12 protein-coding genes and 2 pseudogenes are annotated in these 15,889 nt (G+C 63.1%); 5 read left to right on the top strand and 9 right to left on the bottom strand.

What is annotated here, in order from left to right; all coding sequences use genetic code 11:
* Together ACW2Q0_RS29920 and ACW2Q0_RS29915 are read left to right on the top strand one after the other, a co-directional pair.
* The coding region (locus tag ACW2Q0_RS29920; RefSeq protein WP_457194272.1) for a hypothetical protein at positions 1-242 on the top strand (242 nt) is incomplete at its 5' end.
* Between the two features lie 539 nt (positions 243-781).
* Positions 782-1,063 (top strand): annotated as a pseudogene (locus ACW2Q0_RS29915) (transposase); the annotation flags it as partial.
* Between the two features lie 21 nt (positions 1,064-1,084).
* On the opposite strand, the gene ACW2Q0_RS29910 reads toward ACW2Q0_RS29915, so the two are convergent.
* Positions 1,085-2,134 (bottom strand): IS110 family RNA-guided transposase, encoded by a 1,050-nt coding sequence (locus tag ACW2Q0_RS29910; RefSeq protein WP_457194271.1) that lies wholly within the window; start codon positions 2,132-2,134, stop codon positions 1,085-1,087.
* A gap of 251 nt (positions 2,135-2,385) precedes the next feature.
* Between ACW2Q0_RS29910 and ACW2Q0_RS29905 the strand changes: the two are divergent.
* Positions 2,386-3,255: pseudogene (locus tag ACW2Q0_RS29905) on the top strand (IS3 family transposase); the annotation flags it as partial.
* A gap of 19 nt (positions 3,256-3,274) precedes the next feature.
* Here ACW2Q0_RS29905 and ACW2Q0_RS29900 read toward each other — a convergent pair.
* From ACW2Q0_RS29900 to ACW2Q0_RS29870, 7 genes are all read right to left on the bottom strand, one after another.
* Positions 3,275-6,163, bottom strand: a complete 2,889-nt coding sequence (locus tag ACW2Q0_RS29900) for an ATP-binding protein (RefSeq protein WP_457194270.1) — start codon at positions 6,161-6,163, stop codon at positions 3,275-3,277.
* A gap of 54 nt (positions 6,164-6,217) precedes the next feature.
* Positions 6,218-6,439: a hypothetical protein gene (locus ACW2Q0_RS29895; RefSeq protein ID WP_457194269.1), complete on the bottom strand. Its 222-nt coding sequence runs from the start codon at positions 6,437-6,439 to the stop codon at positions 6,218-6,220.
* A gap of 12 nt (positions 6,440-6,451) precedes the next feature.
* Entirely contained in the window at positions 6,452-7,429 is a 978-nt protein-coding gene (locus ACW2Q0_RS29890) for an NADPH:quinone oxidoreductase family protein (RefSeq protein ID WP_457194268.1), read from the bottom strand.
* Between the two features lie 97 nt (positions 7,430-7,526).
* Positions 7,527-7,793 carry a hypothetical protein gene (locus ACW2Q0_RS29885; protein ID WP_457194267.1) on the bottom strand — a complete coding sequence of 89 codons (267 nt, stop codon included), beginning with the start codon at positions 7,791-7,793 and terminating at the stop codon, positions 7,527-7,529.
* A 583-nt stretch (positions 7,794-8,376) separates the two neighbouring features.
* Positions 8,377-8,967, bottom strand: a complete 591-nt coding sequence (locus ACW2Q0_RS29880; protein ID WP_457194266.1) for a hypothetical protein — start codon at positions 8,965-8,967, stop codon at positions 8,377-8,379.
* A 473-nt stretch (positions 8,968-9,440) separates the two neighbouring features.
* The gene (locus ACW2Q0_RS29875) at positions 9,441-9,998 is read right to left on the bottom strand and encodes a hypothetical protein (RefSeq protein ID WP_457194265.1); all 558 of its coding nucleotides are present in this window, start codon (positions 9,996-9,998) and stop codon (positions 9,441-9,443) included.
* A 266-nt stretch (positions 9,999-10,264) separates the two neighbouring features.
* On the bottom strand, positions 10,265-11,944 hold the full coding sequence (locus ACW2Q0_RS29870) for a phytoene desaturase family protein (protein ID WP_457194264.1): 1,680 nt from the start codon (positions 11,942-11,944) through the stop codon (positions 10,265-10,267).
* A gap of 266 nt (positions 11,945-12,210) precedes the next feature.
* On the opposite strand from ACW2Q0_RS29870, the gene ACW2Q0_RS29865 reads away from it, so the two are divergent.
* Both ACW2Q0_RS29865 and ACW2Q0_RS29860 read left to right on the top strand, forming a co-directional pair.
* Positions 12,211-12,771 carry a TetR/AcrR family transcriptional regulator gene (locus ACW2Q0_RS29865; RefSeq protein ID WP_457194263.1) on the top strand — a complete coding sequence of 187 codons (561 nt, stop codon included), beginning with the start codon at positions 12,211-12,213 and terminating at the stop codon, positions 12,769-12,771.
* Between the two features lie 578 nt (positions 12,772-13,349).
* Positions 13,350-14,054 (top strand): hypothetical protein, encoded by a 705-nt coding sequence (locus ACW2Q0_RS29860; RefSeq protein WP_457194262.1) that lies wholly within the window; start codon positions 13,350-13,352, stop codon positions 14,052-14,054.
* A 707-nt stretch (positions 14,055-14,761) separates the two neighbouring features.
* Here ACW2Q0_RS29860 and ACW2Q0_RS29855 read toward each other — a convergent pair.
* Positions 14,762-15,469, bottom strand: a complete 708-nt coding sequence (locus ACW2Q0_RS29855) for a hypothetical protein (RefSeq protein WP_457194261.1) — start codon at positions 15,467-15,469, stop codon at positions 14,762-14,764.
* Positions 15,470-15,889: the final 420 nt, after the last annotated feature.

Below are 15,889 nucleotides of genomic sequence, written 5' to 3'. Positions count from 1 at the left end.
CCGACTCGAGAAGGATCTCGAGCGGGCTGGACGTGTCGGAACAGCGGTTGAAACTGGAACCGCTCGGCTTGCGTGCCGACGCCAGGGTCTGTCAATCTAACGGCTCTGTCGTATCTACAGTCCCCGACGCCACCCGAGGCGAACTGGTCGACACTCTCGTCGACACCGCTGGGATCGACAGTGTCGTCGCGGTTGTGGAGGGTTGTCGCGACCGAGGCCTACTCGCCCCAGGCGGTCCCTGAATGTGTCGATCAGTAGACCGGCATCGCGGTGGCCGGGCGGTAGGTCGCCCGCCGGCGTTCGATCCGCGATCTGTGTCGAGCGTTGTTTCAGTCGTCTCAGGCGATACTTGGCGGTCGCCGCCTGCTACGACTGCACAGTCCCACGGCGGCATGCTCCACTTGGCGAACCTGCTCATCTGGCTTTTGTGGAACATGCGTAAGGGGCGTCGGTGGGCGACGCGGGCAACGAAAACCAGACCCTGCCCACCGGATTCACCGCAGGCAGTCCCCAACAAGCCCTCGACTGCGCCTGCGACCCCTACCGCAGGCACTGACCCCCGAAGAACTTACGGGCGGAACGACTAAGGAGATGCAGATCAATAACACGTAATCTTTAGTGCTGGTTGGTGAATCTTGTTGCGCGAGAGATGAATTCGTGTATTTCTGCGGTGGTGGTGAAGGTGGTTGCTGTGGGTTCGGTCAGGTGGGACTGCCCCGGCTTCGGTTGACTCCTGATCTGAGGAGACTGTCCGGTCTTCTCTGTGAGAGGATGCATCACCGTGCCGAAGCCCTACCCCGAAGAATTCCGTCGTGACGTTGTGGCGGTCGCCCGCAAGGGCCAGGCGCCGTTGACGCAGATCGCGAAGGATTTCGGGATTTCGGAGAGCTGCCTGGCGAACTGGCTGCGCAAGGCCGACATCGAGGACGGCAACCGGCCCGGTGTCACAAGGGCGGAGTCCGAAGAGCTGCGTGAGCTGCGTAAACGCAACAAGCTGCTGGAACAGGAGAACGAGATCCTGCGGCGGGCGGCGGCGTTCTTCGCCCGCGAGCTGCCCCCAAAATGACTCTTCTATGGGGTGCTGTCAAGCGGTTTCCATGGCGGATTGCAGTTGCCGGAAGACGGCGCGGCAGACGTAGCGTTTGAGGTTGCGGCGGATTTCTCGGGGCGACTTTCCTTGTGTGCGAGCGCGTTCGGAGTAGGCGCGGGTGTTGGGATCGAAGCTGAGTCGGGTTTTGACGATGATGTCGAAGGCCCGGTTGAGTTGGCGGTCACCGCCGCGGTTGAGTCGATGTCGGACGGTGTTGCCTGAGGATGCCTGCTGTGGGGCGACGCCGGCCAGAGCGGCGAAGGCTGATTCGGATCGGATTCTGCCGTGGTGGGAGTAGGCGCAGCAGATGATGGCCGCGGTCACCGGACCGATGCCGGGGGTGTCCTGCAGCCCCGGCGCGACCCGTTCGACGAGTTTGCCGAGTATGGCGTGGTTTTCGCGCAACTGCTTGTCGTAGTCGGCGATCGCACGTGCCAATCGCCGAGCCTCGGTGCGAGCGATCCTGGTGGCGGGGTCGCCGCCGGTGGCGCGCCAGGCCGCGATCGCGGTGATCTGAGCGGCGGTGAGTGGTCGGCGGGCGTCGATTCCGAGGTCGACGGTGCGCAGCAGCGCGGTGAGCGCGTTGCGGGAGGCGGTGCGCTGAGTGTCGAGCAGCCGCCGTGCGGTGAGCAGGATCCGCAGATCGTTGCGGTCGCCATTCGCGCGTGGTGAGGCGACGCGTGATGCGTCCTGTCCCAGAACAGATCTGGCGGCGGACTCGGCATCGATGCTGTCGGACTTGCCGTTGACGGCTTGTTGATTGCGGGAAGGTGGTCGGACTTCTCCGACCGGTATGCCCGCCGCTGCGAGGGCGGTAGTGAGCCCGGCTCCGTAGGAAGAGGTGCCCTCGACAGCGGCGAACACCGTGGCCGTGGTGCGGCGACCGATCCAGGCGACAGCCCGCGCGAGTCCAGCACGATGGGTGGGGAATTCACCCGAGTCGGTGACAGCACCGGTGCGGGTTTCGATGATGACGAACATGTGGGTGCGGGCGTGGGTGTCCGCTCCGATCACATAGTCGTAGTGGTCGGCGATGCACGCCATTCAAGGTCCTCTCGGTGGTCGGGCCAGCGGGGGCGCTGGACGGGGTCACTCGGAGGCACCTCTGTAACGGGTCACGCCCGAAAGGGGCGGACAATCTTCTGATCAGGCCATCCGGGTGGGCAGTCCAACGCCCGACCCGCCGCGCGGACAAGTCATTTTCAAGACACCCGCAGGTCGGGGTCGGATATACCCGGAGTCACGCGCGACGAGCCGAAGCGTCAGCCTGCCAGCCGATCTCGGACCGGCCACGACCATTACAGATGTACCCGCTGGTCCGAGATCTTGCCGCTGACCGAATCCCGGTGGCGGTGGCCTGCCGGGTGTTGGGATTCTCGAAACAGGCGTTCTACAAATGGTGCGAAGATCCTGTCTCCCAGCGCGATTGGGATGACGCGCATCTGATCAACGCGGCGTTGGACGTCCATGCCGACGATCCGGAGTTCGGGTATCGGTTCATCGCCGACGAACTCGCCGACCTCGGCTACGAGGCCGGCGAGAACCGCGTCCAGCGACTGTGCTCGCTGCAAGGCATCTACAGTGCCTTCGCCAAGAAACGCGGCCTCACCGCCCGCCCCGGCCCGCCGGTACACGACGACCTGGTGAACCGCGATTTCACCGCCGCCGGCCCGAACCTGCTGTGGCTGACCGACATTTCCGAACACCGCACCGCCGAGGGCAAGCTCTACCTCTGCGCGGTCAAGGACGTGTGGTCCAACCGCATAGTCGGCTACTCCATCGACGACCGGATGACCGCCGCCCTGGCCTGCTCGGCGCTGCGCAACGCCATCGGCCTGCGATCCCCGCACGGCACGATCGTTCATTCCGACCGCGGCAGCCAATTTCGTTCCAGAAAGTTCGTGAACCTGTTGTCCCGCAACGGATTACTCGGATCCATGGGGCGGGTAGCCGCATGTGCGGACAACTCGGCCATGGAATCGTGGTTCGCTCTGCTGCAACGTAACGTGCTCGATCGGAAACGTTGGGACACAAAGGAACAGCTCCGACTGGCTATCGTGCACTGGATCGAACGGACCTACCACCGCCGACGGCGTCAGCGAGGTCTGTCCCGGCTGACTCCAATCGAGTATGAGACCCTGAACAAGGCCCCACTCGCGGCCTGAAACCACCACAACCCGCGAGTCAATCAGATCCGGGGCAGTCCCTAGCGTTGTCGGGGCGGCTGGAGCTGAGGTGATCAGCTGCAGTGAGGGCGGCGCTCAGCGCTTCTCGCGATTCGATATCCAATTTCCGGTAGATGTTGCGAAGATGCCAGGAGGCGGTGTTTCGGGACACGAACACCAGCTCGGCAATCCGGCGGTTGCTGTGTCCAGCAGCCGCGAGAGTGGCGATGCGCATCTCGGTGGGAGTAAGGGACTCCACACCGCTGGACGCGGTGCGCCGCGGTCGAGCCCCCGAAGCCACGAGTTCCTCATGCGCATGGGCCTCGGTCGCGTATGCCCCACCTTGGTGGGCCAGATCGAGCGCGCGCCGGAGCTGAGTGCGAGCCAGCGTCCGTTGGCCAGCACGTCTCTGCGCCGAGCCAAGGTCCAGCAAGGCGCGGGCTAGCTCGAGGGATGCTCCCGTGGGGGTGAGGACCGCTACCGATTCCTGCAGCCGCCGGATTGCGCGGTCCGAAGTGGGGTCGAGCTGGGCCCTGTGGCGCAGAGCCACGCCGAGTTGGATAGGCACATCGAACTGGCGGGCGAGGTCGATCTCGGTGTCGATCAGGAGTCGGGCCCGGGCATTGTCTCCCCTACGCTGTGCGATCACCCCGGCTAGTGACCGCCATGGCAACATAGCTGGGTTAGCGATCATGTATGACCGCAGCGCGTCGTCCGCTGAGTCGAGGTCCCGCGCAGCACCGTCCAGATCGTCGCTGAGCAGCCGCAGTCGACCTCGTGCAACGTAGAACCAGGCATTGATGCCGCTGGCTTCGGGGGGAGCGAGGTCCGCCTCGTGCTGGTGGAGAACAGCGTGAGCTTCGACGTTCTCGCCCCGCTCGATCAGGCAGTGCACGAGGGTAGCGAGCGCGGTCGGTGCGAGGGAGTGCCACCCGTATTTCATACCGGATATCGCGGCTTCGGCGTCGGCTGCGGCCTCGGTGATGTCGCCACGCGCATAGTAGATCAACGCGCGGACCAATGATGCCTCGGCATAGGCGAGCGTCGTGCCCCGGGTGCGGGCGTCGTCTACTACGGAGTTGGCGGCGGTCAGGGCCTCGGACAGCTCGCCGGCATAAAGCAGCGCAAGAATGGCCATGTTGATGGCTAGACCATCGGCTGACTGCTCGCGTAGCAGCGCGCCGTCGCCAAGGGCTACACGGGCGAGCGTACTGCCGTTCGTCACAGGTGGAATGGTGAACAGGGCGTGCATGGCCCGGACTGCGAGCAATACCCGATCTCCAGGGGAGAGCTCGGCGGTCACCGGCGCTGGAAGATGGATCAGGTTCAGGGCGGCTGTATCCGGACGGTGTTCGGGCGCAAGGTAGTAGGACGAGCACAGCTCGGCGGCCTGGAATCGGCTTCTGATCTCGTGCTGAGACTCATGAAAGAGCTCGGCGCCCCGACGGAACGTGGCGGCCGCCTCTGCGTACCTGCCGTAGCGGTATTGCGTCTGGCCGAGGGAGTAGAGGGCCTCAGCCCTTGCCTCGTCGTCATCGATCATTCGTAGCGCCTGCTCGAAGCGACGCAGAGAGGTCGTCTCTCCGGCTGCGGCCTCGTAGATGCCGAGGGACACAAGCAGATTCGGGTCGATGTCGATCAGCGATGCTCCATCGATTGCGCGCCGCAGGTAGGTGACTGCGGTGGTCGGCGCGCCGTGACGGGCGGCGACGCGCGCTGCATCGTGTAGCACGCCACGGGTCCATGCCTGGTCCGAAGGTGGGGCCTCCAGCAAATGGTGAGCAATGACCTCGGGTACGGTCCCGGTGCCATAGAGCACCGCAGCCGCTCGTGCGTGGGTGAGGGGCCGCTGCCCGGGACCGAAGCTGGCGGCGATCGCCCTGCGCAGCATTCGGTGGCGAAAACGCACGGGATCCGAACTGACCGTGATAGCGGCGCCAGTGAGGCGTTCCGCGCAGACTGCCGCGGTGGTGTAATCCAGCCCGGCCACCCGGGCGACCACGGCAAGCGATGGGTCGTCGGCAAGAATCGATGCGGCGCGAGCAAAATCAGCGGCCTCGTCGCCGAGATGCTCTAGGCGCATCGTGACATGTCGGCGGACGGAGTCCGACGTGCTCGATGCCAGCCAGCGGTCGTTACGGCCGGAATGGATGGCGATAAGGGCTTCGGACACAAAGAATGGGTTCCCATGGGTCTCCCGCCAGATCAGCTCAGCGCTGGGGCGATCCGGTTCTCCAGCGTCCGGCATGTCACCGAGCATCTGAGCGACCGCGTCCGCACTCAACTCGCGCAGCGTCAACGACCGGCGGCCGACGGATCGCCAGAAGCGCTGGACGAGACCGCTGTCGGCGTCCGGATCGCCGGTGCGAATCGTCACGACCAATGCGGCTGGCAGATCATCGAGTCGATCCGCCAGGCGGTGCAGATACTTCAGCGATCCCTGGTCGGCCCAATGCACGTCGTCGATTAGTACTGCGACGGGACCACGCTCGGTGAGGTTGACCATCAACCAGTACAGGCCATGCAGGACGGTGGACTGGTCTGGTGCCGCGCCGGTGGGTGTGAACAGCGGCTGGGCCAGCGCGGCCGGGCCGCGCCACAGGCTGTCCCCGCCAACCGGAAAGTCGACACGCACACATGGTTCGAACAAGTCCGCGGCGAGCTTGAACGGCATGCATCGCTCCAACTCTGAGCCACGGGCCCGCAGGACGGTGAACCCTCGGGCGCGGCTGGCCCGCTCGGCCTCGCCAAGCAACCGCGTCCGCCCTATACCCATTGGTCCGTCGACCGTTATGAGTCGGCCCTGCCCGCCAGCGGCTTCCGCGAAAGCATCGTCGAGCAGCCGCAATTCGTGATCGCGTTCCAGAAGCGCTGCTTCTACCTGGGGCCACAGCACCCTGTCTGTCACCTCCCGCAGTCTATGACGGACAGTGATGCCCCTCATAGTCATATCGAAAACCCATTACCCATAGGGGTGTCCCCATGTTTGAATCGCTGCCGCGGCCATATCCCTGGCAATCCGGAGCCGGAATGCGAGGTGGTCGTCTTCCGGAAGCTCGGCGAGCACGTCGGTCAATACCCGCTCGGTGGACACCAGCCACGGCCTGCGCCGACTGTCCACACGCAGAACAGGTTCCGAATCCTCGGCCAGATCGACCCCTACTTCCTCTGCGATGCATGTCATGGTGATGGCCGGTCAGGTTTTCAGGACGATTTTCCCCATCACAGCGCCGTCGGCGATCCGCTCGAGCGCTGTCTTACCCGAGGCAAGCGGGAACCGCTCGGTCACCGCCGGGCGCAGCGATCCGTCCGCGAGCCATCGGTTCAATTCGATCATGTGCTCCGCGTGCCGATCCGGGTGTTCCCGCACAAAGGTCGCCCAATGCACACCGATTACCGAAATAACCTTGACCAGAGCCAAATTGACGGCAAGCGACGGGAACTCACCCGATGCGAACCCGACAACCAGGATTCGCCCGTCCACTGCCGTACTGCGCATGCAGTGATCGAACAGGTGACCGCCAACCGTTTCGAATACAACATCCGCCCCCTTGCCCGCGGTAAGTTCCCGAACACGGTCTCGAACGTCCTCCTGAGAGTGGATCACCACATCATCTGCCCCCACAGCCCTGCAGAACTCGGCTCGCTCGGGTGTGGAGCACACCGCGATCACCCGCGCACCTAGCAACTTGCCCACCTGGATAGCAGCGCTGCCGGTCCCTCCCGAGGCGCCGGTCACCACCAGAATCTCGCCGGCGCGCAGCAGGCCCTTGTCACGAAGCGCATGTTGAGCCGTCGCCGCGGAGGACATGACCGTGGCCGCGAGATCGTAGGGCACATCGTCCGGGATGACGGTCGGTAGCCACGCCGGCAACACGACCTTCTCGGCGAAGCCGCCGAAGTTCATCGCAAGGCTCATCACCCGATCTCCGACCTGCAGCTGCGTGACGCCGGCGCCCACGGCGACAACGTCTCCCGAGACCTCGGCCCCCGGAACGAACGGGAGCGCTGGGGTGATCTGGTACTTCCCCTGTACGAGGAGGATGTCGGTAAACACCGCACCGCTCGCCCGCACACGGACCAGAACGTCGCTCGGCCCGGGCACGGGGTCGTCGACCTCCCGGTAGTCGAGTTCGTCCAGTGACCCGAAGCGGTCGCATATCAGCGCCTTCATCGAAATACGTTCCTGTTGTTCTGAGAATTTCACCAAGTGCTTGCGGCCGGACGCATGGACAGCATCTTGTCGGGGTTGCCCGGTTCGATGCGACCGGTCAGCGACGAACCAGAATGCGTCGCAACGCGTGTGCCGCCGCCGCGAAGTCGCCCGGATCCGCGACTGTGACCGCAAGACTGGACAAACCGTTGAGCAGTGCGACGAGAGCGAGGACCACGGGCCGATCCGCGTCTCGACCGCGCACCGCCTCCGGCGCGAGGTTCGCGATATCAGTGGCGAGCGCAACGAACGAGTCGAGAGATGTGGCCAGTTCACGCCGAATCGCACGGTTTCGCCGCGCCTCGAACTGCACAACTATCGACACTCCCGCCAGTGTCGGATCACGCCGATGCAGCGCGTGCGACGCAGCATATCCGGATGTGTCATCACTGTTGCCTTTCCTGATGCCGCAGCCCACTACTGATGGCTGGATCACGGCAGCTCGGTCGCTCGATCGAATTTGGCGACGGTGGGCCTTCGTCCGACCGACCGCGGAGCGACGCGTCGGCAGTGCAGGCGAACCAGATTGAATGTATTATAGATTATATTAGCGAGCTTAGCTTGTTACGCCATCCACCACAACGAGCCTGTGATACCGCGATCGAGAATGATGCGGACCGACACGTGGATGGATACCGAAAGACCTGGTAAGAACACCAATAATTGGATTGGGACGGTCGCGGTCACCATTTCCGTCAGCGGCCGACCGCGGCTACGTGACGACCACAAAGAGGGCACATTTTTCTACTGAACATTCCACAATTTGGCCAGCACCGGCTGAACTCCACAGGTCTGACCGCCGACGTGGCTGCCGCTGCCCGATTGCGAACGACGCAGGGGTGCAACGAGTTCAAAAAAACGTGACCGCCGTGGACGGTCACGGCGGACTGCAAAGGATGGAACAGATCTCACCGCGGCAGGACCGCGGAAACATCGGCAACTCCGATGGATCGCGGCGCGGCACGCCGTCGCAACAGAACGATCGACACTGCCACGGACCAGACCAGCGGGGACCCGAGCGGAACGTACACACCCAAGACGCCGTCGGCGATATCGAAGACCCCACTGTGGACGAAACCCGTTGGGATGAACAATAACTGGGCCAGACCAATGAGCACTGCGGAAATCCCGGCCCATCGAGGCAGACAGCGCGTCTTCAGAATGACCAACCCGGCCGCCAGAAAGGACGCCATCATCGAGCCGAACGCAGCCACTCCCGCGCCCAGGTAGAGGTCGTTGAGTGCCTGGGTTACTTCGGGGAGGGTCTGTCCCGGTCGATAGGAGACCGTCCACAGAAACTGGAGGAACATCATGTCGAAGGCGACAAAAATGAGAAATCCCGCAAAGAACACCCGCGACACCATTCCGTCGCCTCCTTCCGCACGCCGGAGGATGCTGTACAGGCGACATTCGAACCATGTCACGAAGAACAACGCCAAGCATCCGAAAATCGCCGCTGTCCGGCAGTTGGCCTGATGCACGACGAACCACTGGGTCACATCGGTCGCGGAACTCGCGTCGGGTAAGCCCGGCAGCCTCCAGAAGGCCCAGCCGGTGGCGAAGCTTACCGCATAGCCGATGCCACCAACGGCTCCGATGGCGTCTGCGGTCCTTTCGTCCAGCATTTGCGGACCCCCTTGGGTTCATGATTCGAATCTAAGGTAGATTAATGAGCGACGCGCCGTCAAGGCATGGACGCCACCCGAACAATCACTGCATGGATGACAAATGGGCGCGGTGGCGTGACGATGAGCGGAGGACGCCTCCCGTTCCCGCACCGGCGGTGCCCCGCCTCATGGCCGGTCTACGCAACCTCGTGATCAGTCTCCTCCGGCTGGCGGGCCACACCAACATCGCAAAAGCCCTACGCCACAACGCAAGAAAGCCGAAACGAGCAATCAAACTCATCCTGACAGCTGAAATGCGACTTTGCCTCAGCCCTGCACCGGACCTCATGCGGTTGTCAGTTCCGCTACTCGGCCACTCCTGGCGTGACGAGGCGCTCAACCCGCGCGGCTAGTTCAGCGACCTGGGCCGCGAGGTCGACATCTGCGGTGGCAACGGGATCGGGCTGCTGGGTTCGCGCTGCGCGGATCACCAGGATCGCGACGGTCACGATCCACACACCGAAGGCCACGAACGGGATCCACCATGACAGCAAACCATTCCAGGCGATCGGACCGGTCTTGAAAAAGACGATAAACGTGCCGGGGAGGAAGAGTAGGCCGCACCACAATCCCAGGAAGCCCGACCAGCGCGGGAACACCGGATTCTCCCGCCGATCCTGCAGGACCGCGGTGGCAAGAATCAGGGCCTGGATACTGAAGATGTATGGGCCAGCGAGGAAGCAAAGCCACCCCAGGTCGTTAAAACGCTGGATGAATTGCGGGTCCTCGGTCCGAAACGCCGCGACTTCCATGAAGAAGAACGGCAGGATGTAGTTCATCATGCTGCCAGCCGCGGCGATGATCCACGTGTAGGTGAGCATCCGCCGCCGCTCACCCTCGATGCGCCGAATCTGAACGGCCACAGCTGCGTACCACCCGACTAGTAGGAACGACCCGAACGCCGCCAACACGACCCCGGCCCGGACGCCACCGATCGACTCGCGATACATGGCCGCGACCTCCTCGGCGGTGAGGTTCGGCGACGGCGGTGGCAGAAAGCCCGCAATCAGAAGTCCGAAGAAGATGAACGCGGCAGCCACGAACGCGCAACTGGCGCCGATAACGGCATTAATTCTTTCCATGAGTTCTCCGTTTCGCTGGGCGGCACAGGCGTAAGGCCCAACCGGCTTCAGGACTGTGTCCGGGCGGTTGATGTCACCGGCTCCGTGCCAGCCGCGGTTCCGGCGCCATTCTTTGCCCGATACCGGCGGATGAGCTTGCCGACATGAGGCTCGCCGCGAACCAGCATGTTGGCCGTGTTGCGGCCAGGCCAGCCGCTGATGTACGCCATCGGGAACGCGCCGGCGCCGGTGTGATAGCAGCCCTCTACAGGTGTCCGGTATCCGGCCAGCGAGGGAATCGGACGACCGGGCCCCATCTGGGCGATAGTAAGATCCGCGTGTTCGTAATTGCCACCGTGTACGTGGTATCGCTCTTCGAAGTCCGGAGGTGCGGTGAGGTACGCATCGATTACCAAGTCACGAGTTCCCGGAGCGTACAGCTCGAAGTGGTCCATGGCCCGGTCAAAGTAATTTTGCCGCTCGTCCTCCCAGCTACGGCCTTGAGACAACTTGATGGGAGTGTTGAAGCAGTAGAGCTTCAACGTATCGCCCTGGCTCCCGGGCGGAACGACCGTGCGGTCGTACACCGAGTGTGAGATCGTGGCCATGGGGATCTCGCCGGTGAAGTTGCCCGCCATCGCATCAACGGTCGAGCGCCGCATGTAGTCCATCGTGGGACACAACATCAACGTGGACGTGTACTCATCGTCGCCCGAATGGTTCGGGAACTTGGGCCGACCGCTGAGTGCAAGCGAGGCATCGAAGTAGAGGACGTTATAGCGGCCGACCTGCAGCTGGTTGATCTCATCGCGGGTCTTCTGCGGCACATCGGCCGGGTCGAGCAACTTGGTCACGAGCGTGGTCGGGTCGACCGCACAAACCACCTGATCGGCGGAAAACTGCTCCCCGGATTCGAGCGTGACACCGGTCGCACGACCGTCCAGCGTATCGATGCGGGCAACCTTGGCGCTCGTACGGATCTCACCGCCAAAGCTGACGAACGCGCGCGCCAGTGCCTGCGTGAAGGCTCCGCTCCCCCCGACCGGACGTCGGAATTCCCACTGGTGGACCCCAGCAAGAAACCCAAGGTGAAAACCCGTGCCGGTCTCCGTGATCGGTCCGAACGTACCGGCGCTGTAGGCGGCAATCGGCGCCTTGATCTCCTCGCGCTCGAAGTACTCGTCCATCACCGCGTCAATGGACTGCGAAAACACGCGCAGACCCTTCGCAAGGCTCTTGCGGCGCTTGGCAGCCTGCTTGAGCACCTCATAAACCGCTCCGGGGCGGACGCGCCACGGATGTCCGTGGAGATATGGCAAGGCAGTCGTGAACGTGTCCGTGATCACTTCCACCAGCTCACCGTATCGCTGGGCGTCCCGCCGCGAGTACCTCGCGATCTCCTGCTTGGTTCGCTCGATGTCTTGATAGAAGGCCAACTGCGCGCCGTCGGGGCTGAGCCAAGTTGACAAGGCGACTGGGCGCGTCCAGCGCAGACCGTGTTGCGCCAACCCCAACTGGTCCTCGACCCGTGGCTGAACACTGGGCAGAACGAACTCCACCCCACACGGACTAACGATGTACCCGGGGGCGTGAGGCATCTCCATCGAGCAGACCAGACCACCAACAACGTCGCGAGCCTCGAGGACCAGCACGCGCTTGCCCGCCTTGGCCAGGAAGCCAGCGCAGGTCAGGCCGTTGTGACCGCCACCAACAACGATGACGTCGTACTTGGGTGCAATTGGATACATCGGCTGATCGCTTTCCTTGATCGTCGCCCAGGTAAGCAGAACTCGGACGCTAGGCATAGTGTTCATTTATGACTGAACACTATGCCTATTCGTTTGGCAAGGGCTCTTGAGAGCAAGCTGCCATGACCGCCTACCCTTCCTGCATGCCCGCTCAGGACCTCCCCCCTACACCCGTCGAGTTGGCACCGTCCGCTTCGAGTGAGCGACGAGCGCGTCGGCGCGCCAATCTCATTGCGCCACGCCCACCCGACGGGCGGCAGAAGCTAGTGGATGCGACGGAGCGGCTGTTGGGCGAGGCGCCACTCGTAGATCTCAGCGTCGCGAAGATCTGTGCCGAAGCCAGCGTCTCCCGTGGCACGTTCTATCTCCATTTCGAGTCCAAGCATGAGGTCGTCGCCGAGCTGCTGAACGGGATCATGAGCGACATGTATGACCTACTCGGCCCGCTGCAGGCAGACAACCCGAGCCAGCCCGATGCGGACAGCATTCGAGAGGTGCTCACCCGCTCGGCTGACCTCTGGCAACAACACAGCGCCGTTTTCCGCGCGGTCCACGAGAACTATGTCTCTGTACCGGAGCTCCGAGGCCAGTGGCGAGAGCTCACCGAACAGTTCACCGACGCCATACTGAGCGCCGTCGGCGCAAAGATGACCGCTAGGGATGACACGGAGCGGCACCGAATCTGCGCGTCGCTTGTCTGGACCACCGAGCACCTGTTCTACATCTCGAGCACCAACTCTGACGACACCCTTCCTTCTCCAACGGTGGCCGCAGACGTGCTCACTCGGATTTGGGTCGGAAGCATTTTCGGAACTTCGGTCGACTGATTTTCCCTATCTTTGGGACGCCCCGCGACTGAGTTCGGATGCTGGGGCCCGACTTGGAAGGGTCGCGCACTGTTGCTTCTAGCACGCCGGTCAGAATTTCATTTTCCCTGACCAACGCCCCGGGGGCGACCCGCCTATGTCGGAGCGGGCCGTCGTGGAGGTCGCAGGGTCGTGAAGTCGAAGCCGGTGCCCGGGTTGCGGTCCAGATGAAGGCAAGCACCCGGGCGCCCACCGACGCGCACGCCATCATCCGCCAGGACACCCTGCTCGGTGGCACGTATGTCGCATTCGCGCGGGTTCCTCGGAGCACTCGACGGCTTGACATAGATACACTGCTCGAACATCATGTCTATGTCCTCGAAAAGAGCGACAGTCGCGTCGGGAAATGAAGAAGCAATGAGTATTGATGGTAGGAGCCAAGGCCTTCCTTCCGCCGGTTTCGCGGTCGGTTGTGCGTCCCCGGGCGTCCCTCGTCAGGCCGGTGCCGCTGCAGCTCCCGCCGACTCGAGTGCCTGCGGTTCTCTCGCACACGGCTTCGGCGGCACCGCGTGACGATCCTTCGACAAGCGCCACGCCCGATGAACATCCGCATCTACCAGGCGTGCGCATGGTCGGGTGCCGGGTTCGTGGCACTATTCGCGGTCGGGTTCATAGTTGCCGGGTTCCTGCCGCCGCCCGCCCCCAACGACTCGGCGGGCCAGGTCGCTGCCCTGTTCGCAGGGCACGAGTTGCGCATCCGAGCCGGGCTGCAGATCGCCTGGTCCTCGTCGCTCCTGTTCGTCCCGTTCGTCGCCCTCCTGTCGCAGTTGATGAAGCAGACCGAAGGCGAGTTCGCCCCGATGGCCTACACGCAACTGGCCGCAGGGCTCGGCTCGACCCTCGTGTTCGTCCTTCCGCTGATGAATCTGCAGGCTGCTGACTATCGGCCGCACCGATCACCCGAGACCGTGCAGGCCCTAGCCGATCTCGGCTGGCTGCCGTTCGTTGGCGCCTGGGCCGTACCGGCCGCACAGAGCATCGCGCTCGCGGTGGTCACCCTGCAGGACCAGGAGTCGGACCCCGTCTTTCCGCGCTGGTCAGGCTACTTCAATATCTGGGTCGCAGTCTTGTACGTCCCAGCCCTGTTCATGCCGTTCTTCAAAAGCGGGATCCTTGGCTGGAACGGCCTGCTCCCGTTCTGGCTGGGGGCCGCCGCGTTCTTCGGGTGGATCGTCGTGATGACGGCGTTGGCGCTTCGGGCGATCGGGACCCAGGCCCGCTCTGATCACTTGGCTCACGGCTGAATCGCCCGGGCCCCGGCGCAAGCTCTCATACCATTCTGCGTCTGGGCCGCGGTCTGACCGTACTGCGCCTGACTTGGGCCAGGATCGAGGGAGCTCGCTGGAGATCACCGATCAGAGCCCAATCCACAAAACGGTTGCCCACCACCAGGGGAGATCATCCCGCTGCTTCAGATCGCACCCTCGCGGCCGCAAGGGCCCGAACCCGCCGCTGAAGGTCCTGCTCATCCATCTCAACCGGATGCGGCGGGGCTGGACCGCGTACTTGAAATTCGGATGCTCGAATCGAACACGACCTTCAGCTACCTACGTGCCTATCTCTGGCAGGAGATCATCAGGTGGCAGGAGCGCATGCATCGGCGAACCCTAGAACAACTACGCCGACGCTACGGCATCTGGCCCGGCGACGGCGGCGTGACACTGTTCGACACCGCACGAGTCACGCCAAGCGCTACTACTACCGGGGCGCGAAGATCGCGTCGCCGCGGCCGAGTGCGGCACGAGGAAACATCCACTGCCCGAAGGGATTTGCGGAGCGCCCGGTGCGTTTGGCAGCGCACGCCGGGTTCGGGAGGCGGCCCGGAGAGACCCACTGGCAGCAACGTCGGCAGGGCGCTCCGAGCCGACCTCACATTGATCGAGTGGGGGTGAGAGGCCTTCGCCGCTGTCCTGTCGCAGCTGGGCTGTGAAGCTGGGGCAGCCCAACCGGGCTAATGGTTCGTTGCCTCGATCTTCGTCTTGTCCTTGTCCGTGATTGCTTTCAACAGATAGTAGGACACGGCGTTGTACCAAAGTGCGAACATGGCCAGCGGTAGAAAGAGGCCGAGGAAACCGTTCCAAGCAAACGGACCGCCGTAGAAGAACACAACGAGGCTGGCGGGAATCATACTGACCGCGAACCAGATACTGAGATAACCCAACCGGCGCGGGAATAGGAAGGTCGAGTGCAGGAGTATACAGAGTCCCAAGGCGGCGGCTTGGATGAAGAAGAAGGGCCAGCTCACGATCCAGGAAATCCAAGCAAAGTCGTTGAGAATCCAAATCGAGTCACTTGCATGACCCGCTCGGTAGGCTATAGTCAGCCAAATCAGAGGCGAGATGGAGAAAAATACCGCACCCACGCCAGCGGATACGATCTGCACCGCACTTAAAACCGGAAACCGGGTTTTCTCCATCCGCAGCATTGCGTCCAGTACCGCTACCCCCCACGGAACATATAGTGCCGCAGCGAATGCGCAGATGGACATGCCGACCAGGATGCGCTCATGGTGCTGATCAAAGAACGCCGCTACCGCATCCCCACTCAAGCTCGGCGCCGGCGGCGGGATGAACCCGGCAACGACAACTATTCCCAGCAGATACAAAATAAAAAAGGCGTAGCCGCTCCACAGGCAGATCAGCCGGTTTCTCGCACTCATATATGAAGCCCTTCATTGATGGGTAGATCAGAATCTCTGCCCGGTGCATGGCCGTCGCCGTCGCTGCACTGCGTTCGAGCACAGGGGCCGATCTGCCTGCCGACCTGATGAGCCAGCCAGCGATGAACAACCCCGTGCCGGAGGTTGGACTCGGGCCGCCGCGGCGGCTCCTCGACCGGCCGGAATTCGATTCAAGTCACAGCCCATGATGATTGCATCATCGGTGTTCTCTGCGGTACTACTGGCGCAACTCATTTGTTGCGACCCAGCACCGCATTTCGCGTCAGAACAATCATGACGACGAACTAGGCAATGGATACGGTGAGTGGTATCCACCAAGCTAATATTCCATTTCATGCAAGCGGCCCTCTTTTCACGAAGTGGGCTGCAACGACTGGCACGGACGTGACGCTGATCCAC

It is taken from the genome of Nocardia citri (assembly GCF_054065835.1).
This window is presented reverse-complemented; position numbering and strand designations above follow the sequence as displayed.

Bases quoted from the DNA above. Each gene is read 5' to 3' on its own strand.
- ACW2Q0_RS29860 (WP_457194262.1), top strand. From the start codon at position 13,350: ATGAACATCCGCATCTACCAGGCGTGCGCATGGTCGGGTGCCGGGTTC.
- ACW2Q0_RS29895 (WP_457194269.1), bottom strand. From the start codon at position 6,439: ATGACATGCATCGCAGAGGAAGTAGGGGTCGATCTGGCCGAGGATTCG.
- ACW2Q0_RS29855 (WP_457194261.1), bottom strand. From the start codon at position 15,469: ATGAGTGCGAGAAACCGGCTGATCTGCCTGTGGAGCGGCTACGCCTTT.
- ACW2Q0_RS29910 (WP_457194271.1), bottom strand. From the start codon at position 2,134: ATGGCGTGCATCGCCGACCACTACGACTATGTGATCGGAGCGGACACC.
- ACW2Q0_RS29870 (WP_457194264.1), bottom strand. From the start codon at position 11,944: ATGTATCCAATTGCACCCAAGTACGACGTCATCGTTGTTGGTGGCGGT.
- ACW2Q0_RS29890 (WP_457194268.1), bottom strand. From the start codon at position 7,429: ATGAAGGCGCTGATATGCGACCGCTTCGGGTCACTGGACGAACTCGAC.